The organism is Sphingobium sp. TomTYG65, from assembly GCF_055395525.1.
In genome coordinates this window covers 1161598-1182078 of record NZ_AP027331.1, presented here as the reverse complement: position 1 = coordinate 1182078, position 20481 = coordinate 1161598, and the positions used below count along the sequence as shown (strand labels likewise).

Here is a 20481-nt window from a genome sequence, read left to right as displayed (position 1 = left end):
GAGTAAGGCAAGTGGGTATCTGCGAAGGACGTGTTGCGATCGTGACCGGGGCGGGCAATGGCCTGGGCAAGGCCTATGCGCTGGGCCTCGCGGCGGAAGGCTGCAAGGTCGTGGTCAACGACCTTGGCGTTGGCACCCATGGCGAGGCGGGCGCGACCAAGGGCGCGGCCGAACAGGTGGTGGACGAGATCAAGGCGATGGGGGGTGAGGCCGTTGCCAACACCGACGACGTCGCCGATTGGGACGCGGGCAAGCGCATGGTCGAACAGGCGCTCGACAGCTTCGGGAGCTTGCATGCCGTGGTCAACAATGCCGGCTTCGTGCGCGACCGCATGTTCTTCACCTGCTCCCCTGAAGAATGGGACGCGGTGATCCGCGTCCATCTGCGCGGCCATTTCTGCACCTCGCGCCACGCCGCTGAATATTGGCGCGCGCAGAGCAAGGCGGGCAACCCGGTCGACGCGCGCATCATCAACACGACGAGCGGCGCGGGCCTCCAGGGCTCGGTCGGCCAGTCGGCCTATTCGACCGCCAAGGGCGGCATCGCCACGCTGACGCTGGTGCAGGCGGCCGAACTTGGCCGCCTTGGCATCACCGCCAACGCCCTTGCCCCCAATGCCCGCACCCGCATGACCAATACCGGCGCGTTCGACATGGAGGCCAAGGAAGGCGAGTTCGACCTGTTCGCGCCTGAAAACATGGCCCCGCTCGTCGCCTATCTGGTCTCGGAACAGTCGAAGGGCGTCACCGGCCAGGTGTTCGAGCTGAAGGGCGGCCAGGTCTTCCTCTCGCAAGGCTGGACCGACAGCCCCGCCTTCGACAAGGGCGCGCGGCTCGAGCCACAAGAAATGGATGCGATCGTGCGCAAGCTCCTCCAAACCCGCGAGCCTGCAAAGCCGGTTTACGGAGCCGCCTGATGGACTTTGCGCTCAGCGACGACCAGCGCGCGATCCAGGAAGCCGCGCGCGACTTCCTGACCGACGCCGCCAACCCCGACGTCATCCGCGCCGCGGTCGAAGGGGCCAGCGGCTTTGACGAAGGGCTCTGGGCGAGCTTTGCCGAAATGGGCTTTGCCGGGCTCATGATCCCCGAGGCCCAGGGCGGCCTTGGCCTGGGCGCGGTCGAAATGGCGCTGGTCTTGGAAGAAACCGGCCGGGTCCTGGCGCCGGTTCCCTTTTTCGAGACCGCCGTGCTCGCAGTCCAGGCCGTGCTTGCCGCAGGCAGCGAGGAACAGCAGGCGGCGCTGCTGCCGCGCCTCGCATCAGGCACCCGCGCCAGTTTCGCAGGGACCGCAAGCCGTCCGACCCTGGCGAACGGCCGCTTGACCGGCAAGGCCGAGTTCGTGACCTTCGCCCATGTCGCAGAGTTCATCATCGTCGCCACCGCTGATGAGAGCCTCATCGTCCTCGAAGCCGACACGCCCGGCCTCACGATCGAAGCGCTCCCCAGCCTCGACCGCACCCGCCGCTTTGCTTGCCTCACCTTCGACTGCGCCGTCACCCCGGACATGATCCTGGGCGAACCCGGCAGCGCCAAGACGGCGATCGCGCGCACGCTGACCATCGGCGCTGGCCTGCTCGCGGCTGAACAGACCGGCGGCATGCAATACAGCCTCGACGCCACCGTCGATTACGCCAAGCAGCGCGTTCAGTTCGGCCGTCTCATCGGCTCCTTCCAGGCCTATAAGCATATGCTCGCCGACATGATGCTGCTGGTCGAAGCCTCGCGCTCGGCGGCCTATTACGCCGCCGCCGCGATCGATGAAAATGGCGAGGAACTGGCCGAGGCCGCCCATGCCGCGCGGGCCTATGTGTCGGACGCCTATCGCTCGGTCTCGGGCGACGCGATCCAGCTCCATGGCGGCATCGGCTTCACCTGGGAACATCACGCCCATCTCTATTTCAAGCGCGCGCGCGCAACTGCGAGCTGGCTCGGCACGCCCGATGCGCACCGCGAAGCCCTGGCCGCGCTGCTGCTCGACGGAGACAAGATCGCCGCATGACGGGCGCCCGCGCCCCCTCCTCCCCCATGCAGGCCATGGCGATGGACGGCTTTACCGGGCCGCAGGCGATCCGCGCCCGCGACCTGCCCGTCCCTGCGCCCGGCCCGGGGGAGGCGCTGGTCCAGATCGCGGCGGTGGGGGTCAACCCGGCCGACTGGAAAGCCTGCGCGGGCTTTCTCCCCTTCCTGCCCGACAGCTTCCTGCCCCTGATCCCCGGCTTTGACGGGACCGGCACGGTCGTGGCGACCGGGCAAGGGGTGGAAGGGCTCGAGCCCGGGACGCGCGTCGCCTTCCTGTCCTCCCTGCCGCTGGGGCGCGGCGGCACCTGGGGCGACTATGCCATCTGCCTCGCCGCCCAGGCCGTCGCCCTGCCCGAAAGCCTCTCCTTTGCCGCTGCCGCCACCATCCCGGTGCCCGGCATCTCCGCGCGTGAAGCCCTGCTCGCGCAAGGGCAGCTCGCGTCCGGCGAGCGCGTACTCGTCAATGGCGGATCGGGCGGCACGGGCCTCTGGGCCATCCAGATCGCGCGAGAAGCCGGAGCCCAGATCGCCGCGACCGCAGGGCCCGCCAACCAGGATTTGCTCGCCGCGCTCGGCGTCGCCTGCCCGATCGATTACCGCCATGAGGATGTGGCGCAAAGGATCGCGCAGTGGGCGCCCGATGGCGTCGATCTCCTCCTCGACACGGTCGGCCAGGGCAGCATTGCCGATCCCGCCGCGCTGATCCGTCCGGGCGGCCGCTATGTCGCGATCGAGACCATGCTTCCTGATGAAACGCTGCCCGATGCGGAGCGCTTCGCCGCCAAGGGCATAGCCACGATCCGCACCTCGGCCAGTTTCGAAAGCGCGCCCGCCCATCTCGCAGCGCTCGTTACCGCCACCGCGCAAGGGCGCATGACGCCCCCGCCGCTTGAAACCCTCCCCTTGAGCGAGGCCGCCGCCGCCATGGCGCGCGTGCGCGAGGGCCATGTGCGCGGCAAGATCATCCTTGTCACAGACCATCAGGCGGCCACTACCGCCGCAACCATGAAGGACCATTCCGCATGACCCCGACCTCGCCCGTGCCGCCCTATCCGACGCCGCTTGGGCTTCTCAAGGGCAAGACCGTGGTCGTGACCGCGGCGGCCGGCACCGGCATCGGTTTCTCCGCCGCCAAGCGCGCCGCCGAAGAGGGCGCCAAGCTCCTCATCAGCGACTTCCACGAACGCCGCCTCAATGAGGCCGCCGACCGCATCGCCGATGAAGTCGGCTGCGAGCGGCCTGCCCTGTTCGTCTGCGACGTCACCAGCGAAGAGGCCGTGCAGGGTTTGCGCGATGCGTCGCTTGGCCAGCTGGGCCGGGTCGATGTCCTCATCAACAATGCAGGGCTGGGCGGCGAGGTCGATATTATCGACATGACCGACGAGCAGTGGGCCCGCGTGTTCGACGTCACCTTGACCTCGCTCTTCCGCATGACCCGCGCGTTCCTCCCCTCCATGTACGCCGCCAAGTCCGGCGTCATGGTCAATAACGCCTCGGTGCTGGGCTGGCGCGCGCAAAAGGGCCAGGCCCATTATGCCGCCGCCAAGGCCGGGGTCATGGCCTTCACCCGCTGCGCCGCGATCGAGGCGGCCGAATATGGCGTGCGCATCAACGCGGTCTCGCCCAGCCTTGCCATGCACCCCTTCCTCGCCAAGGTGACCACCCAGGAAGCATTGGACAAGCTCGTCGAAAAGGAAGCCTTCAAGCGCCCCGCCGAGGTCTGGGAAATCGCCAACGTCATGATGTTCCTCGCCTCCGATCTCTCCTCCTACATGACCGGCGAGATCGTCGCGGTCTCGAGCCAGCGGGCGTAACATGGCGACCATCTTCGAAAATCCGCGCGATCTCCTCGGCAAGGAGGGCACGAAGCTCGACACCTCCGACTGGCTCACCATCGAGCAGTCGCGCATCGACGCCTTTGCCGACTGCACCGGCGACCATCAGTGGATCCATGTCGATCCGGTCCGCGCGAAAGACGGTCCGTTCGGCGCGACCATCGCGCATGGCTATCTCACCCTCAGCCTCGTCAACCTGTTCATGCCCCAGATCGTCGAGGTCCGCCGCTTTTCCGCAGGGGTGAATGTCGGCATGGACAAGACCCGCTTCCTCAATCCCGTCGTGGTCGGCTCGCGCATTCGCGGCACAGGCGAAATCGTCTCGGCCGAAGAAGTGAAGGGCGGCGCCATCCAGGCGGTGATCCGCGTCACCGTCGAGATCGAGGGTAAGGACAAGCCCGCCTGCGTGGTCGACACCATCAACCGCTATTTTCCGGAATAGCCGCTTGGCCCGCGCCTTCCTCGCCCTCACATTGAGCCTGCTCGCCACCAGTCCCGTTGGAGCCAAAACCATGCCAGATCCCACCAGGATGGAAGCCGCCGTCCACGCCTATGTCGCCGCCTTCGAAGCGGGCAGCGCCGACCAGGTCGCCACCCTCTATGCGCAGGATGCGACCGTCGAAGACCCGATCGGCTCACCCATCCACAAGGGCCGCGAAGCGATCCGCGCCTTCTACGCCGAATCCATGAAGACCGGCGCCAAATTGAAGCTCGAAGGCCCCGTCCGGGTCGCGGGCGACTATGCCGTCTTCCCCTTTTCGGTGAACCTCAATTATGACGGCGGCCACAAGCGCATCGACGTCATCGACACCTTCCGCTTCAACGAAGCCAATGAGGTCGTCGAAATGCGCGCCTATTGGGGCCCCACCAACATGCACGGCTTTTAAGTAAAGGACCATTCGATGCGTGAAGCAGCCATCATCTCCACCGCCCGTACCGGGGTCGGCAAAGCCTATCGCGGCGCGTTCAACGACACCGAAGCGCCGTTCATGTCCTCCCATGTGGTCGATGCCGCCATCGCCCGCGCAGGCATCGATCCCGCCCGCGTCGACGATGTCTATCTCGGCGTTGCCAACCAGTGGAACACCCAGAGCTACAATGTCGGTCGCCTGACCGTCCACGGCTCGGTCCTCCCCGACAGCACCGCAGGCTTCTCGATGGACCGCAAATGCTCCTCGGGCCTCAACGCGCTCGCCTTTGCCGCGCGCGGCATCATCGCCAACGAGATCGACTGCGCCATCTCCGGCGGGGTCGAGAATGTCTCGCTCACCATCGACAAACATTATCCCGCCTTCCGCAACCGGTCCGAGTTCATCAAGGCGCGCGATCCCAACGCGTACATGGTGATGATCGAAACCGCCGAGATCGTTGCGGAACGCTATGGCATCAGCCGCGAGGACCAGGACCGCTTTGCCGCCCTCTCGCAGCAGCGCGCCGCCGCCGCCCAGGAAGCGGGCAAGTTCGATGACGAGATCGTCCCCATCACGGTCACCAAGGCGCTCTTCGACAAGGAAGGCAATGAGACCGGCAAGGAGGAACTCACCCTCACAAAGGACGAGGGCATCCGCGCGGGCACCACTTACGAGAAGCTTTCTGAGCTCAAGCCCGTGTTCAAGAACGGCCTGGTCATCAAGGAAGGCAAGCATGTGACGGCGGGCAATGCCAGCCAGCTGTCCGACGGCGCGTCCGCCCAGGTGGTCATGGACCTTGACACCGCGCAGAAGGAAGGCCTGCCCGTCCTGGGCATCTATCGGGGTTTTCAGGTCGCAGGCTGCGGCGCGGACGAGATGGGCATCGGCCCCGTGTTCGCCATCCCCAAGCTGCTCGAGCGCACCGGCCTCAAGATCGACGACATCGGCCTTTGGGAAATCAACGAAGCCTTCGCCAACCAGGCCATCTATTGCCAGCGCACGCTCGGCATCGATCCTGAGAAATTGAACGTCAATGGCGGCGGCATCGCCATCGGCCACCCCTTCGCCATGACCGGATCGCGCCTGGTTGGCCATGCCCTCATCGAAGGCAAGCGCCGCGGCGTCAAATATGTGGTCGTCTCCATGTGTGTCGCCGGCGGCATGGGCGCTGCCGGCCTGTTCGAGGTCGCCTGATCCATGCAGCTCGCCTTCGCCCCTGAACTCAAGGCCTTCCGCCAGGAAGCCGCCGACTGGCTCAACGCCCAGCTCTCCGGCCCGTTCAAGTCCATCCGCGGCCAGACCAACCAGGTCGACAATGTCGAGGAACGCCGCGCCTGGGAAGCAGCGCTGGGCGAGGCGCGCTGGAGCGTCGTTGGCTGGCCCGAGCAATGGGGCGGGCGCAATGCCTCGATCGCCGAGCAGATCATCTTCGCCGAGGAATATGCCCGGGCCAAGGGGCCGCCCCGCGCCGGGCACTTAGGGGTCGAACTGCTCGGCCCCACCCTCATCGCCATGGGCAGCGAAGAGCAGAAGGCCCGGTTCCTCCCCGACATCGCCCATGGCCGCGCCATCTGGTGCCAGGGCTATTCTGAACCGGGCGCAGGCTCCGACCTCGCCAACGTCAAGACCAAGGCGCGGCTTGAAGGCGACAAATACATCATCGACGGGCAGAAGATCTGGACCTCGATGGGCACCATCGCCGACTGGTGCTTCGTGGTCGCCCGCACCGAGCCCGGGAGCGTGGGCAACAAGGGCCTCTCCTTCCTCATGGTCCCCATGGACCAGCCCGGGGTCGATGCCCGCCCGATCCGCCAGATGACCGGCGAAGCCGAGTTCGCCGAAGTGTTCTTCGACGGAGCCGAAGCCCTCGCCATCGACCGCATCGGCGCGGAAGGCGAAGGCTGGAAGGTCGCCATGGCGCTCCTGGGCTTTGAACGCGGGGTCTCCACCCTCGCCCAGCAAATGCACTTCAAGAACGAACTCGACGACATCATCGCCATCGCCAAAACCAACGGCAAGGCATCCGACCCGCTCATCCGCCAGAAGATTGCGCAGGCCCATGCCGGCCTCAAGATCATGCGCTACAACGGCCTGCGCATGCTCTCAGGCGGCGAAAACAACCCCGAACTCTCAGGCGCCGCATACACCTACAAACTCTACTGGTCCCGATGGCACGTGGCGCTCGGCGAACTCGCCATGGAGGTCATGGGTCAACAAGGCGAAATAGGCGTCAGCGACGAACGCATGAACAGCCTCACAACCATGCACCTCATGTCACGATCCGACACCATCTACGCAGGCACAGACCAAATCCAACGCAACATCATATCCGAACGCGCACTCGCTATGCCACGCGAACCCAGAGGATGATGCAATAAAGGCCCGGCGGCGCGAAACCGCCGCCGGAGCCCCCAAATCAGATGACCTTCAGTTCCTGCAGCTCGGCCAGACGCGCTTCATCATAGCCCAGCTCACCCAACACTTCGGCAGTATGCTCGCCCAGCAGCGGCGGAGCCCTGCGGATCGTGGCCGGGGAGGCCGACATATTGGCGAGCGGGCTGGCGATGAGGTCGACCGAACCCGTCGCGGCCCATGGATGCGGCGTCGTGATGCGCAACCCGCGATGCTGGACCTGCGGATCTTCCCAGACTTCAGGCAATTCATTGTAGCGGGCGGCGGGGATGCTGACTTCATCGAACTTCGCCTGAAGTTCTTCCGAAGTGAAGCCGCGGCTCCATGCGTTGATGATGTCCATCAACTCCAGACGGTTCAACTTGCCCCGCTTGTAATTATCGTCGAAGCGCGGGTCCTGATACAATTCAGGCTGCCCCATGAGCACGGTCAGGCGACGCCAATGTTCGTCACCGCCCGCGGTCAGATACAGCATGCCGTCCTTGGTATGAACCAGATCCGCCGGCCCACCGCCATTGCCGCCATTGCCAAGGCGCGGCGGGGGAACACCGTTGAGCAGATAATCCTGCATGATATGGCTCAGCATCGCCACGGAACTATCCAACAAGGCGATATCGATATGCTGCCCTTCACCAGTGCGGTTACGATGCTGCAGCGCCGCCAAGACAGCAATGGCGGTATTATGGCCCGTGATGAAATCGACCAGGCTGGGTCCGGCCTTGAGCGGCCCTGCCCCGGGCTGGCCATCGGGAATACCGGTAACCGCCATCATGCCGCCCGTCGCCTGGAACAGCCCGTCATAGCCGGGACGCGCGGCCATTGGCCCCGTCTGGCCGAAACCGGTGACGGAGCAATAGATGAGGCCGGGATTGATCGCCTTCAGGCTCTCATAATCCAGCCCGAACCGCTTCAGATCGCCGACCTTGTAATTTTCGATCAGGACATCGGCGCTCTCCACCAGCTTGCGCAGGATTTCCTGGCCCTCAGGCTTGGAATGGTTGAGCGTGATGGAGCGCTTGTTGCGGTTTGCCGCCGCGAAAAACCCTCCTTGGCGGAGACTCGTCCCATCCTTGCCCTGCACCTCGGCCAGGCCATAGCCCCGTCCGTCATCGCCGACGCCGGGACGTTCCACCTTGATTACGTCGGCGCCCAGGTCGCCCAATATCTGTCCGCCAACGGGACCCGCCAATACGCGGCTCATGTCGATAACGCGGATGCCCTCCAGGGCTGCCTTTCCAATGGTCATACTCGCCTACCGGTCCAAATTTATATGCGTAGAGTTGGGCGGCCCTTTACCCACTTTTCTGTTGAAGCGCCAGACGACAGACCGCGAAAGTTGCAGGTGAGGCGCGATATTTTCTACAGTTTCAAGGCTCCGGAAAACCCCGCAAGCACCGCGTCAGGCCAGGGGCGCAAGGCCCGTTAGGATCAGCCGCACCAGATCAGCCTGCCCCTTCGCGCCCGTCTTTTCATAGATGCGTTTGGAATAGTTCCGCGCCGTCTCGCTGGTCAGGCCCAGTTGTTCGCCCGCGCCGACAATGCTCTCACCCTTGCTCAACGCATGCGCCAGCGCCGCCTCGCTCGCCGACAATCCGTGCAGCACAGCCAGAGTGCCGGTCGCCGCCACGGCAGGCTCACGCCGGGGCGTGCGCACTATCCCGATCACCGCAGGCAGGGCGCAGGGTTCGCTCAACGTCAGGTCCGACTTGCGCAACAGCAGATCCAGTTCGCGCGCCTCGTCGATCCGGATCACCCGCGTGACGCCCGGCGCGGCGGAGGCCATCTCCGCGCAAGCCCGATTCAGCGCGTGCGCCGTCTCGGGCAGCAGCTGCAGCCGCCGTTCCGGACTCGGCCCCGGCTTGACGGTAAAGGTCAGCATTGCCTCTGCCGCCGGATCGGCCGCCATCACCCGCCCGCCCCAATCGAACGCCAGTTGCGCCACGCCCAGCCGCGCCAGCGCGCCTTGTGCCATCCCCACTTGCAAGCGCGCCTCGATCAACGCCACCAGCGTCCGCAGCGCCGCCGCGAAATGGGGTACGATGCTAGACAGCACGGCGACGGCGGAAGCGGAAAAATCCTCCCGTTCCCGCACCAGCAGGAAATGCGCATCGGCCGCGCCTCCCGCCGCCACGCGCAACCAGCGGCCATAGCGGATGTTCATCTCGTCCAACGCCTCGCGCTGGCGCTCCAGCTCTTGCGCATTGTCGTAATTCAGCATCTCATCGAGCGCATAGACGCGCCCCGGCCGCAACGAACCATAGGGATGCAGCCGCAGCGCTTCCAACCGCTTGAAATCCAGCGGCGGCTCCTGCGACGCACGGGGCGCGGCGACATGGATCACCGTCGGCTCCTGCTCTGGCATTGCATTGGCCAGCGTGATGATCAGGAAGGCCCGGCGCGCATAGGTGCGGCTGACGAGGTTACGGATGAAAGCGCCGAACGGCGGACTTTCATGGATGCCGTCCACCAGCGGCAGGAACAGTTCATTCTGATCGGCCCAAAGCGACGGCATGCCCCGCTCTCCCATATGGGAGGTCGAAGGTCAATGCCGCGTCAGCAACGATCCAGCAGCGCCTGCGCCCTCTTTAAATGGGGCCGGTCGATCATCTTGCCGTCCAGCGTCAGCACCCCTGCACCGGGATTGGCGGCGAAGGCATCAACCACCGCCTGCGCCCGCGCAATCTCTTCGGCCGACGGCGTGAAAGCTGCATTGATCACCGGCACCTGATCGGGATGCACCGCCATCATGCCCTGAAAGCCATCACGCGCCCCCCGCTCCGCATAGACCGCCAGCCCATCCAGATCGCGGATCGCCGGATACACCGTCTCGATCGGCGGCACCTCTGCCGCGCTCGCCGCAAACAGGGTCAGTGCGCGCGCCACCTCATAGGGCGGCGTATAGCTGCCATCGGCATGGCGTGCGGTCAGCGCGCCCACCGCCGCAGGCAGATCCTCCGCACCCCATGTCAGTCCCGCCAGCCGCTCGCGCACATCGGCATATTCGCCCAGCCGGAACAGAGCCTTGGGCGTCTCCGTCACGATCGGCAGGATCAACGCCTGCTCGTCGCCCCGCGCCCGCAGCCGGGCGTCCAGGTCAGTGATCGACGCCGCCCCTTCCGCCTTGGGCAACATGATCCCGGTTGGACGGGCTCCCACAATCGCGTCCAGGTCGGCGTCGGTCAGACACCCGTCCAGCGGGTTAACACGAACGAACAGCGCGGGATCCTCGCGCCCAGCCTCTTCCAGAAAGGCGGATACTTCCTTCCGCGCCTGCGCCTTGGCGTCCAACGCGACGGAGTCCTCCAGGTCCAGGATCAGCGCGTCCGCGCCACTGCCCAGCGCCTTGCGCATCCGCTCGGGACGGTCGCCAGGCACGAACAGCAGCGAACGCAAGCCTATTCCGCTCATTGATATACCACCTTCGCCGTCATCGCCGTCGCCCCATCGCAGCGCATAGCTCGCACCTCGCCATCGCCCCGCTGCAACCGGATCGGCTGCCCCAGGAACAGTGGAGATTGCGCCCGGAAATTGAAGCGTGCCAGCCTCCCTTCGCGCCCGGCAAAAGCCGCCAGCTTCGCCCCAGTAAATGGCCCATGCACGACCAGCGCCGGATAGCCTTCCTCCTCCCGCGCATAGGGCAGGTCATAATGGATGCGATGGCCATTGAAGGTGGCGGCGGAAAAGCGGAACAGAGTGACCGGCCCCGGCTGCCACAACTCCCCTTCGACCGGCGGGTCCAGCGGAACCGGCATGGGCGCAGGAGAACTCATGTTCCGATAGACATAGGTTTGCCGCTCCCGCACGCGGACGCTCCCCTGCTGACTAATCGTCCGATCGACATCGACGAAGACGAGATCGCCAGACTGCCCGCTCTTGTGCGCGACATTGGCTATGCTGCTCAGCATTTCCGCAGCTTCGCCCAGCAGCAACGGCGCTTCAAATCTAATGTCCGCCGCCGCGAACATGCGCCGCGGCAGGGTGATGGCAGGCAGAAAGCCGCCGCGCCGGGGGTGCCCATCCTCACCAATCTCGCCATCCTCCGGCTGCGGCAGGAAAAAGGCCCAATGCGCAAGCGGCGGCATGATCTGCTCGATCTTGGGATCACTCCCCACCGCCAGCGCATAGCGGCGCAGGCTCTCATGCTCCAATATCTCAGTGCGGGTCTCGCTCCGTCCGACGCTTGCCTTCCACTCTTCCAGCACCGCTGGGTCTAGAGCGTCCAGCGCCCCATACATCAGGCCGCAACCTCCCGTTCGACCGCACCATAGAGCGTCGTGCGCTGCCGGCCGAAGCGGCCCGCCGCCTCTGCCGTGCGATGCATCCGCTCCACATCGAAAAACTGCCCATGCGCCCCGCCAGCCGCACGCGTAATGGATTCGTCCATCAGCACGCCGCCCAGGTCATTGACGCCCGCGCCCAGCGCCGCGATCACGCCCTGCTCGCCCAGCTTCACCCAGCTCGCCTGGATGTTCGGGATCGCGCCGTGCAGCGCGATCCGCGCCACCGCCTGCATCAGCAGCGCCTCGCGAAAGCTCGGCCCGGATCTAACCTTGCCCTTGCGCCACATCGGCGCTTCCATATGGACGAAGGGCAGCGGCACGAACTCGGTAAAGCCCCCCGTCTCTTCCTGCAGGCCGCGCACGACGCTCAAATGCCGCGCCCAATGGCGATAGTCATCGACATGGCCGAACATGATCGTCGCCGTACTCTTCAACCCCACCCGATGCGCCGCCCGCATCACCGCGATCCACTCGTCGGTCGATACCTTGTCAGGACAGATGATCGCCCGCACTTCCTCATGCAGCACCTCGGCCGCCGTGCCGGGCAGCGTCGAAAGCCCCGCCTCCTTCAGCATCGCCAGATAGGGCTCCAGCTCCATGCCCAGCGTGGAGGCCCCATGCGAAATCTCCAGCGGCGAAAAGGCGTGGACATGGATGCCCGGAGCCGCATCCCGCACCGCCCGAACGATCGACAGATAGGTATGCCCATCATAGTCCGGATGAATACCGCCCTGCAGGCAGACTTCGGTCGCGCCCCGCGCCTGTGCCTCGGCCGCCCTGCGCGCAACTTCTTCCAGATCGAGCTTATAGGCAGGTCCGCGCAGAGCCTTCGCCGTTCCCTTGGAAAAGGCGCAGAAGCCGCAGCGATAGGTGCATATATTGGTATAGTTGATGTTGCGGTTGATCACATAAGTGACCGCGTCGCCCACCGCCTTCCGCCGCAGCGCGTCCGCCGCTTCCATGACCCGCCCGGCGTCCGGCCCAGCCGCCTGGAACAGCGTGACGATCTCGCTCTCGTCCAACCCTTCGCCCGCCTTGGCGATGATCTCCTCGATCCGCCCGCCCATCAGCGTCCGCCCGGCCTTGGGCAGCACCGGCGGCGCTTCGCCCGCACCCGCACGCCAATGCTCGACGATCGGCAGGCCACGCGCATCCACCGCCCGCCGCACCTTCAGCGCGACTTCAGGCTCCAGCCACCGCTCCGGTTCCTTGGCATAAGCCGGTCCAACAGCCAGCCGCTCCGTCAGCACCCGTCCCGCCGCAGCCGTTGCAGCCGCCAGTGCCATCAGATGCGGCCACGGCGCTTCCGGGTTCACATGATCGGGCGTCACTGGCGACACGCCGCCCCAATCATTCACCCCCGCCCGCATCAGCGCCGCCAGCCCGTCCGGCTGCAAATTGGGCGGAGCCTGGATCGTCATTTCCGACCCCAGGATCAGCCGCGCCGCCGCGACGGTCCACAGATGCTCCTCCAGCGGCGGCTCGGCATGATCCGCCATCCGCGTGTCCGGCTTGGCCCGGAAGTTCTGGATGATCACTTCCTGCACATGCCCATGCCTGGCATGCGCATCGCGGATCGCCAGCAGCGCCTCGATCCGCTCCACCCGCGTCTCGCCAATGCCGATCAGCAAGCCGGTGGTGAAGGGCACCCGCGCCCGCCCCGCCGCCTCGATCGCCTCCAGCCGCACCGCCGGGATCTTGTCCGGCGACCCATAGTGCGGGCCACCCTTGGCGCACAACCGCTCAGACGTGCTTTCCAGCATCAGCCCCATCGACGCCGCAACGGGCCGCAGCATCGCCAGATCATCGTCCCCCATGATGCCGGGGTTCAAATGGGGCAGCAGGCTCGTTTCCGCCAGCACCGCCGCAGCAGCCTCCCGCAAATAGCTGAGCGTGGAGTCGTGCCCCATCTGCTCCAGCGCCGCACGCGCCACCGCATAGCGGTCCTCCGGCCGGTCCCCCAGCGTGAACAGCGCCTCCCGGCACCCTGCCGCTTCGCCCGCCCGCGCAATCTCCAGCACCTGCTCGATCGACAGATAGGGCGACCCTGCATGGCGCGGCGCCTTGGCGAAGGTGCAATAATGACAGACATCGCGGCACAGATGAGTCAGCGGAATGAAGACCTTGCGCGAATAGGTGACGGTCGCGCCGAACGAGCCCAGCGTCATCGCCTCGGCCTGCTCCAGCAGCGCCTCCAGCGGCTGACGCGTCAGGGCTTCTTCCCATGACACGGCCGAACCCAAATCCTCGATCCTCATTCCTCGCCTCTTATTCTGGCCGCTGAATTTTATAGTAGCGGATGTTTTTTTCGGTCCGCATAGCCGCGGTTGCCGCCTACCCCTGCACTGACCCTTGCAGAGCGCTAAATCAAGCTTTTGACGGTGGGAAGGGCACGGCTCCCCATTTTCCCCTTGCCCCGGCCGCGATCCCATGCACAAAGCTTGCCAATTGCCTTGGCGGTGCTGGTATTTTATCTCCGGGCGACGGAGCAGCAAGGACGGATGATGGACGATCTCATGATGCAGGATAGACAGGGCGTGTCCGCGCCCCTTTCGCCGCAGGAATTGGGCGAAGGACTATCGGTCATCTCCATCGCCAAAAGCTATGACAAGCGCGCCGTCCTGACCGACGTCTCGCTGACCGTCGGCAAGGGTGAGGTCGTCGGCCTGCTCGGCCCCAATGGCGCGGGCAAGACGACCTGCTTCTACTCGGTCATGGGCCTCGTCCGCCCCGATCACGGCCGCATCATCCTCGATGGTGAAGACATTACCGGCCTGCCCATGTACCGCCGCGCGATTCTGGGCCTTGGCTATCTGCCTCAGGAAACCTCCATCTTCCGCGGCCTTACCGTCGCTCAGAATATCAGCGCCGTGCTGGAACTGGCCGAACCGGACAAGGCCTCGCGCGAAGCCCGGCTTGCCCAGCTGCTCGATGAATTCGGCCTCACCCGCCTCGCCAACTCCTCCGCCATGGCGCTGTCGGGCGGTGAACGCCGCCGCTGCGAAATCGCCCGCGCGCTCGCCGCCAACCCCTCGATCGTCCTGCTCGACGAGCCTTTCGCCGGCATCGACCCGCTCTCCATCGCCGACATTCGCGATCTGGTGAAACAGTTGAAGACGCGCGGCATCGGCGTCCTCATCACCGATCATAATGTCCGCGAAACCCTGGAAATCGTGGATCGCGCCTGTATCATCTATGGCGGCCAGGTTCTCTTCGCGGGCAGCCCGACCGAACTGGTCGCCAACGCCGAGGTCCGCCGCCTCTACCTGGGCGAGAATTTCTCGCTCTGATGAGCGCCCCCCGCGCCCCCCTGCACCATAAGCGCAAGGGCGCCGGCTGATGGCTCTCGCGCCGCGCCTCGACCTGCGGCAAAGCCAGTCTCTGGTGATGACGCCGCAGCTCCAGCAGGCGATCAAGCTGCTGGCGCTCTCCAATCTGGAAATCGACGCCTTCGTCGCGGCGGAACTTGAAAAGAACCCGCTGCTCGAGACCGGCGCGCCGACCGACACGGCAAGTCCCGACGGCATCGATGCACAGATTGAGCGTCCAACCCTTTCCGCTGAAACCGGCGCAACGGACGATCTCATCGGCCAGGGGCTGGGCGAAGCCGACGCCCCGCTGGACGTGGATTATGGCGCGGAAACCTTCATCGACGACGGCCCGGCCGATCGCGCCGCGTCCGCCATCGGATCAGGCGGCATCGACATGCTCTCCGGCAGCGGCGAAGCCCCCGACTTCGACAGCTTCGCCAATCCCGAACAGGGCCTGCAGGAACATCTTATGGATCAGGCGCGCAGCGCCCTCTCCGGCATCGACCTGCTCATCGCCACTCAGCTAATCGGCCAGATTGACGAGGCGGGTTATCTGGAGGCCAACCTCCTTGAAACCGCCCACGGCCTGGGCGTACCGCTTGCGCAGGCCGAACAGGTGCTAGGCGTCATCCACAGCTTCGATCCCACCGGCGTCGGCGCGCGCTCCCTCGCCGAATGCCTGATGCTACAGGCGAAGGAAGCCGACCGCTACGACCCCTGCATGGCGAAGCTGCTCGCCAATCTCGACCTCCTCGCCAGAGGAGCCCTCCCCCAGCTGCGCCGTATCTGCGGCGTGGATGAGGAGGATATGGCCGACATGATCCGCGAATTGCGCGCCTATGACCCAAAGCCGGGCCTCCGCTATTCGGCCGATCGCGCCGCGCCGATCACCCCCGACCTATTCGTCAATCCTACCCGCGAAGGTTGGTCGATCGAAATCAACAGCGCGACCCTGCCCCGCCTGCTCATCAACCGCAGCTATTATGTCGAACTCGCCTCGGGCCCGCAGAACCGCGCGTCAAAGGCATGGCTCGCCGACTGCCTCGCCAGCGCCAACTGGCTGGTCAAGGCGCTCGACCAACGGCAGAAGACGATCATCAAGGTCGCAACCGAAATCGTCCGCCAGCAGGAGGATTTTTTCCGCAAGGGGGTCGCGCACCTGAAACCGCTGACGCTCAAGATGGTCGCCGAAACCATCGGCATGCATGAATCGACCGTCAGCCGCGTCACCTCGAACAAATATCTCGCCTGCCCGCGCGGCGTCTATGAACTCAAATATTTCTTCACCAGCGGCATCGCGGCTTCCGATGGCGAGGGCGCCGTATCGGCCGAAGCGGTAAAGAGCCACATCAAGGCCCTGATCGCCGGAGAAGCCCCGGACGCCATCCTGTCCGACGACACGCTGGTCGATCTGCTTCGCGCCAAAGGCATGGACATAGCGCGCCGCACGGTGGCCAAATATCGTGAGTCTCTGGGCATCGGCTCCTCCGTCCAGCGACGGCGGCAAAAGGCGCTGCAAGGCAAAGCGGCCTGATCCGGTCCGCCGCCCTCCAACTCCGTTCGCTTCAACAGCCCACACCCGTCATCCTGAACTCGTTTCAGGATCTATAGCGCCCCACAGGACCGCGCGCGCGAGGATGCTGAATCAAGTTCAGAATGAAGTCGCGTGTAAATGGGCGCGATCCCAAAGCCCTCAAACCAGCCCCAACCGCGTCAATTCCCCCAGCATCGCAGGCGGCATCGCGTCCAGATCATCCACTTCATCCGACCCCAGGTCAGGCGGCGCATCCGTCCCCTCCAGATAACGCCACCCCTGATGCGCCCGCTTCGGCGCACCCCGCACCGCGATCAGCCGCGGCTCCAGCCTGATCCAGAAGCGTCCCTGCCCCGTCTCCTGAAACCCGATCAGCGGACTGCGTCCCACCAGCCGATGCTGATGAATCCAGTAAAGCGACCCGCCCTCCATCTCGCTCACCCGCTTGGGCAGATAGCGGGTGGTCAGCCGCGCCTCTTCCGCATGGCCTTCCAGCCACGCCCGCAAGGTCGCGGGACTCTCGCTACCAAAGGCGATCTTGGTGATGTGAAGCGGCATGGAATCAAGATGGGCGCTTGCCGGAAGCCGTCAAGGGACAGCCCCCTTCAAAGCCCCCAGATCGTCGCCAGTCCCAGGAAGGAGAAAAAGCCCATCACATCGGTCATGGTCGTCACGAACACCGCCGACGACACCGCCGGGTCGATATTCAGCCTGTCCAGCGTAACCGGCACCAATATGCCGGCCAGCCCCGCGACCAGATTGTTGATCAGCATGGCCAGAGCAATCACCAGCCCCAAATCATGATTGCCGTAGATCAGCCCCACCGCGATCCCGATCAATATGCCCAGCGCCGTCCCGTTCGCGCTCGCGATCCGGAATTCGCGGACAATCTGGCGGATCGTGTTGGAACTGGTCAGCTGATTGGTCGCCAGCGCCCGAACTGCCACCGCCATCGTCTGCGTCCCCGCATTGCCGCCCATGCCCGACACGATCGGCATCAGCACGGCCAGCACCACATATTTGGAAATGGTGCCCTGGAACAGCCCGACGACCGAGGCCGCCAGCACCGCCGTCCCCAAATTCAGCACCAACCATGACAGGCGCGTGCGCACCGTTTCGAAAATGGGCTGGTTGATGTCGCCTTCGCCCGCACCCGACAGGCGAAGAATATCCTCGCCCGCTTCCTCGGAGATGATGTGGACAATGTCGTCCACCGTGATCATGCCGACCAGCCGCCCGCTGGCATCCACCACCGCGGCGGAGATCAGCGCATATTTCTGAAACCGGAGCGCCACTTCCTCCTGGTCCATATCGACCGGGATCAGCGTCTGTTCCCGCTTCATGACGTCCGCCATCGCGACCGATCGCGGGCAGGTCAGGATCCAACTCAACTGGCAGGTGCCGATCGGCTTATGCGCCTCGTCCACCACGAAGATTTCCCAGAAATCGGTGGTCAGGTCGCGATTGTCGCGCAGATAGTCGATCACCTGCCCGACCGTCATATGTTCGGGCACCGCGACCAGGTCGCGCTGCATCAGGCGACCGGCGGATTCCTCGGGATAGGACAGCGCGCTTTCGATCGCCGCGCGATCTTCCGGGTCCAACGCTTCGAGGACGGCCTGCTGGTCGGCCTCCTCCATATCCTCGATGATCGCGACCGCGTCGTCCGTATCGAGTTCGGCTGCGAAGTCGGCGACCTGCTGCGGCTCCAGCGCGTCGAGCAGGTCGTCGCGCACATAATCGTTCAGCTCTGACAGCACCTCCGCGCCGACCAGGTCGCCCAGCGCAGCCGCCACATCGCCGCGCCGGTCGGACGGCGTCAGTTCCAGAAGGTCGGCAATATCCGCCGGGTGCAGCGGCGACACCAGCTCGCGCGCCCGGTCGCGGTCGCCATCTTCCACCGCGTCCAGCACGGCGGAAACAAAGTCCGGCCTCAGCCGGTCATCTTCGTCATGACGGGATTCCGCCTGCTCGACGGCCCTGCCATCAACGACAGCGCCGTCAACAGGCAGTTCGTCCGGCCGGGGTTCGGCCATATCGGCTCGCTCGCTCATCGCGTCCCCTACTGTCCGGTTCCTGTAACATTTCGCTGCTTTTGCCGATGAACGGGATAAATGCAATGCCTCAAAGGTTGATTGAGGCGCTTCCATCCCCCGCCTAACGCTCTATATGGACCAACATTTCCCCACTCCCCCGAAAGAGGAGATTTTCATGGCCGACGAAACGCTCACCCTCACCCTCGACAGCGGCGGCGATGTCGTCATCAAGCTGCGCCCTGACCTTGCGCCCGGCCATGTCGAACGCATCACTCAGCTCGCCAAGGAAGGCTTTTACGACGGCGTGGTTTTCCACCGCGTCATCCCCGGCTTCATGGCGCAGGGCGGCGATCCGACCGGCACCGGCATGGGCGGATCGAAGCTGCCTGACCTGAAGGCGGAATTCAGCCGCGAACCCCATGTCCGCGGCGTCTGCTCCATGGCCCGCGCGGCGAACCCGAACAGCGCGAACAGCCAGTTCTTCATCTGCTTCGACGACGCCACCTTCCTCGACGGGCAATATACCGTCTGGGGCGAAGTCACCTCCGGCATGGAACATGTGGACGCCCTCCCCAAGGGCGAACCGCCCCGCACCCCGGGCAAGATCCTGAAGGCGACCATTTCCTGATAAGAGCGAAGGGGCCGATCGAAAGATCAGCCCCTTCTTCTTTGTAGGGGCGTCATCCAAACCCCTCCCCCGTTCGCTTCCGGCGAAGTCGAGAAGCGGATGGCGCTACGCCAGGTTTCTCGACTTCGCTCTAACTAACGGAACGCGGTTTCCCGCCCCCATCATTCCGAACCATTCGCCACAGCCGCATTCCCGGCCTCACCCTCCGCAGGCGCGACATAAGGCCCGATCGCCTCGATATGCCACCGCCGGTCGGCCTTGCTCGACCCCGGCACATCATTGGCCCGTCGCAACGTCACCTGCCGAAGCCTGTACCATGGCTTCCCATTGGCCGCGAGCCGCCCATAGACCTGCACCGGCACGACCACATACAGCGATCCCGCCGCGCCCTCCATCTGGCCGGGCGCGCCGACATTGGCGTGGATTTCGCTGAAATTGCGGAACCGCCGCGCAAAGACCTCGTCCTCCTCGGCGCCCACGGCGCTCTGGTCGTTCCACAGGTCCTGCGCATCGTCGAAGCGCCGTTCCTCCAGCAGGCCATAATAGCCCTGCACCACCTGGGCGGCGCCCTGCGGTCCCTTGGGATCGATCGACCCTTCCTCCAGCGGCGTCCTGTCGTCCGGCAGGCCGCCCGGCGTTCCGGGCTCGGGCGGCTTCAGCGGCTCCAACGCCGCCAGCGCTTCCGCCTGGAAGCTGTTCTCCACCTGCGCGGCATTGGCCCCGTTGGCGAGGTTGTCGATCGCGCTTTCCTCCCGCCCGTCACAGGCGGCGAGCGAGAGGCATGCGATAAGCGCTGCTGCGCCGGCCTTCACCCGCATCAGCGACGCAACGTCCCGCGCCAACGATCGCCATCGGACCGCCCGTCTCGCCTGCCGCCGGAGTCACCCGACCGGCCGCCAGTCCAGCCGCCGCGCGGGCTGCCCGCACCCGGCTCGCTACGCGTCACCGGCGGATTGGCCGTAGCGCCAGCGCCATCGCGCCCGCGCCAGCCTCGGCCCTGCCAGGACTGTTCCTGCCCGCGCTCGCCCTGCCAACGCTGACCCTGCCCGCTCTGACCTTGCCAGCGTTGACCCTGCCAGGTGCGGCCTTGTTCAGGTTGCGCCATGCTGCCGCGCCAATGCCCGCCTTGCTGGGCCTGGCCGCGCCTGCCTTCCCAGTAACGGCGCTGGCCTTCGCTCCAACGATGGCGGCGGCCGCCCCGGTCAAAGACATAATAGCCGCTGCCGGGATAATAATAATCGCCATACCAGCCATAGGCGGGGCCGTAATAACCTGGGCCCCAATAATCATCATAGCCGCCATAATAGCCGCTGCCATAATAACCCGAACCCACACTCACGCCGCCATAATAGCCATCGTCATAGGCGCAGCCGCCCAGGGCGACGGCGCTAGCAAGGCCAATCGCAGCCAGAAACTTCTGTCCGGACCACGTCATCGCCTCTCTCCTTTTCTCCAATATTGGCAGGATAACGTCTCCCGGTTGAATTGGTTGTGAATGAAGAGACAAAGAAG

General features: G+C 65.2%; 20 protein-coding genes. 11 read left to right on the top strand and 9 right to left on the bottom strand.

What is annotated here, in order from left to right:
* The first annotated feature begins 11 nt into the window (after window positions 1–11).
* From ACZ5Y5_RS19120 to ACZ5Y5_RS19085, 8 genes are all read left to right on the top strand, one after another.
* Window positions 12–917 (top strand): SDR family oxidoreductase, encoded by a 906-nt coding sequence (locus ACZ5Y5_RS19120; RefSeq protein WP_464811002.1) that lies wholly within the window; start codon window positions 12–14, stop codon window positions 915–917.
* Complete coding sequence (locus ACZ5Y5_RS19115) at window positions 917–2002, top strand: acyl-CoA dehydrogenase family protein (RefSeq protein ID WP_464811001.1); 1086 nt, start codon at window positions 917–919, stop codon at window positions 2000–2002. The genes ACZ5Y5_RS19120 and ACZ5Y5_RS19115 overlap by 1 nt, the downstream gene beginning before the upstream one ends.
* Window positions 1999–3048: an NADP-dependent oxidoreductase gene (locus tag ACZ5Y5_RS19110; protein ID WP_464811000.1), complete on the top strand. Its 1050-nt coding sequence runs from the start codon at window positions 1999–2001 to the stop codon at window positions 3046–3048. Before ACZ5Y5_RS19115 ends, ACZ5Y5_RS19110 begins: the two co-directional genes overlap by 4 nt.
* Complete coding sequence (locus ACZ5Y5_RS19105) at window positions 3045–3836, top strand: SDR family oxidoreductase (protein ID WP_464810999.1); 792 nt, start codon at window positions 3045–3047, stop codon at window positions 3834–3836. Before ACZ5Y5_RS19110 ends, ACZ5Y5_RS19105 begins: the two co-directional genes overlap by 4 nt.
* Window position 3837: 1 nt before the next feature.
* On the top strand, window positions 3838–4299 hold the full coding sequence (locus ACZ5Y5_RS19100) for a MaoC family dehydratase (RefSeq protein WP_464810998.1): 462 nt from the start codon (window positions 3838–3840) through the stop codon (window positions 4297–4299).
* A 70-nt stretch (window positions 4300–4369) separates the two neighbouring features.
* Window positions 4370–4744, top strand: a complete 375-nt coding sequence (locus tag ACZ5Y5_RS19095) for a nuclear transport factor 2 family protein (protein ID WP_464810997.1) — start codon at window positions 4370–4372, stop codon at window positions 4742–4744.
* Window positions 4745–4759: 15 nt separating this feature from the next.
* Window positions 4760–5962: an acetyl-CoA C-acyltransferase gene (locus ACZ5Y5_RS19090; protein WP_464810996.1), complete on the top strand. Its 1203-nt coding sequence runs from the start codon at window positions 4760–4762 to the stop codon at window positions 5960–5962.
* Between the two features lie 3 nt (window positions 5963–5965).
* Entirely contained in the window at window positions 5966–7138 is a 1173-nt protein-coding gene (locus ACZ5Y5_RS19085) for an acyl-CoA dehydrogenase family protein (RefSeq protein WP_464810995.1), read from the top strand.
* Window positions 7139–7184: 46 nt separating this feature from the next.
* On the opposite strand, the gene ACZ5Y5_RS19080 is transcribed toward ACZ5Y5_RS19085, so the two are convergent.
* From ACZ5Y5_RS19080 to cofH, 5 genes are all read right to left on the bottom strand, one after another.
* Complete coding sequence (locus tag ACZ5Y5_RS19080) at window positions 7185–8426, bottom strand: CaiB/BaiF CoA transferase family protein (RefSeq protein WP_464810994.1); 1242 nt, start codon at window positions 8424–8426, stop codon at window positions 7185–7187.
* A gap of 153 nt (window positions 8427–8579) precedes the next feature.
* Window positions 8580–9692, bottom strand: a complete 1113-nt coding sequence (locus ACZ5Y5_RS19075; RefSeq protein WP_464810993.1) for a helix-turn-helix transcriptional regulator — start codon at window positions 9690–9692, stop codon at window positions 8580–8582.
* A 41-nt stretch (window positions 9693–9733) separates the two neighbouring features.
* Window positions 9734–10579 (bottom strand): HpcH/HpaI aldolase/citrate lyase family protein, encoded by an 846-nt coding sequence (locus tag ACZ5Y5_RS19070; protein ID WP_464811609.1) that lies wholly within the window; start codon window positions 10577–10579, stop codon window positions 9734–9736.
* 5 nt (window positions 10580–10584) lie between these two features.
* Window positions 10585–11415: an HTD2 family dehydratase gene (locus ACZ5Y5_RS19065; RefSeq protein ID WP_464810992.1), complete on the bottom strand. Its 831-nt coding sequence runs from the start codon at window positions 11413–11415 to the stop codon at window positions 10585–10587.
* A complete protein-coding gene (gene cofH, locus ACZ5Y5_RS19060; protein ID WP_464810991.1) occupies window positions 11415–13718 on the bottom strand; it encodes a 5-amino-6-(D-ribitylamino)uracil--L-tyrosine 4-hydroxyphenyl transferase CofH in 2304 nt (767 codons plus the stop codon). The genes ACZ5Y5_RS19065 and cofH overlap by 1 nt, the downstream gene beginning before the upstream one ends.
* Before the next feature lie 246 nt (window positions 13719–13964).
* Here cofH and lptB point away from each other — a divergent pair, with 246 nt between their 5' ends.
* Entirely contained in the window at window positions 13965–14750 is a 786-nt protein-coding gene (lptB, locus tag ACZ5Y5_RS19055; protein ID WP_464811608.1) for an LPS export ABC transporter ATP-binding protein, read from the top strand.
* Between the two features lie 49 nt (window positions 14751–14799).
* Entirely contained in the window at window positions 14800–16305 is a 1506-nt protein-coding gene (gene rpoN / locus ACZ5Y5_RS19050; protein WP_464810990.1) for an RNA polymerase factor sigma-54, read from the top strand.
* Between the two features lie 159 nt (window positions 16306–16464).
* On the opposite strand, the gene ACZ5Y5_RS19045 is transcribed toward rpoN, so the two are convergent.
* Together ACZ5Y5_RS19045 and mgtE are read right to left on the bottom strand one after the other, a co-directional pair.
* The gene (locus tag ACZ5Y5_RS19045) at window positions 16465–16863 is read right to left on the bottom strand and encodes a DUF1489 family protein (RefSeq protein WP_464810989.1); all 399 of its coding nucleotides are present in this window, start codon (window positions 16861–16863) and stop codon (window positions 16465–16467) included.
* A 47-nt stretch (window positions 16864–16910) separates the two neighbouring features.
* The gene (gene mgtE, locus ACZ5Y5_RS19040; protein ID WP_464810988.1) at window positions 16911–18359 is read right to left on the bottom strand and encodes a magnesium transporter; all 1449 of its coding nucleotides are present in this window, start codon (window positions 18357–18359) and stop codon (window positions 16911–16913) included.
* 157 nt (window positions 18360–18516) lie between these two features.
* Between mgtE and ACZ5Y5_RS19035 the strand changes: the two genes are divergently transcribed.
* Window positions 18517–18969 (top strand): peptidylprolyl isomerase, encoded by a 453-nt coding sequence (locus ACZ5Y5_RS19035; RefSeq protein WP_464810987.1) that lies wholly within the window; start codon window positions 18517–18519, stop codon window positions 18967–18969.
* Window positions 18970–19130: 161 nt separating this feature from the next.
* Here the strand turns inward: ACZ5Y5_RS19035 and ACZ5Y5_RS19030 are convergent, their stop codons facing one another.
* Together ACZ5Y5_RS19030 and ACZ5Y5_RS19025 are read right to left on the bottom strand one after the other, a co-directional pair.
* A complete protein-coding gene (locus tag ACZ5Y5_RS19030; protein ID WP_464811607.1) occupies window positions 19131–19787 on the bottom strand; it encodes a hypothetical protein in 657 nt (218 codons plus the stop codon).
* Window positions 19787–20404 carry a hypothetical protein gene (locus ACZ5Y5_RS19025; protein WP_464810986.1) on the bottom strand — a complete coding sequence of 206 codons (618 nt, stop codon included), beginning with the start codon at window positions 20402–20404 and terminating at the stop codon, window positions 19787–19789. The genes ACZ5Y5_RS19030 and ACZ5Y5_RS19025 overlap by 1 nt, the downstream gene beginning before the upstream one ends.
* Window positions 20405–20481 lie beyond the last annotated feature (77 nt).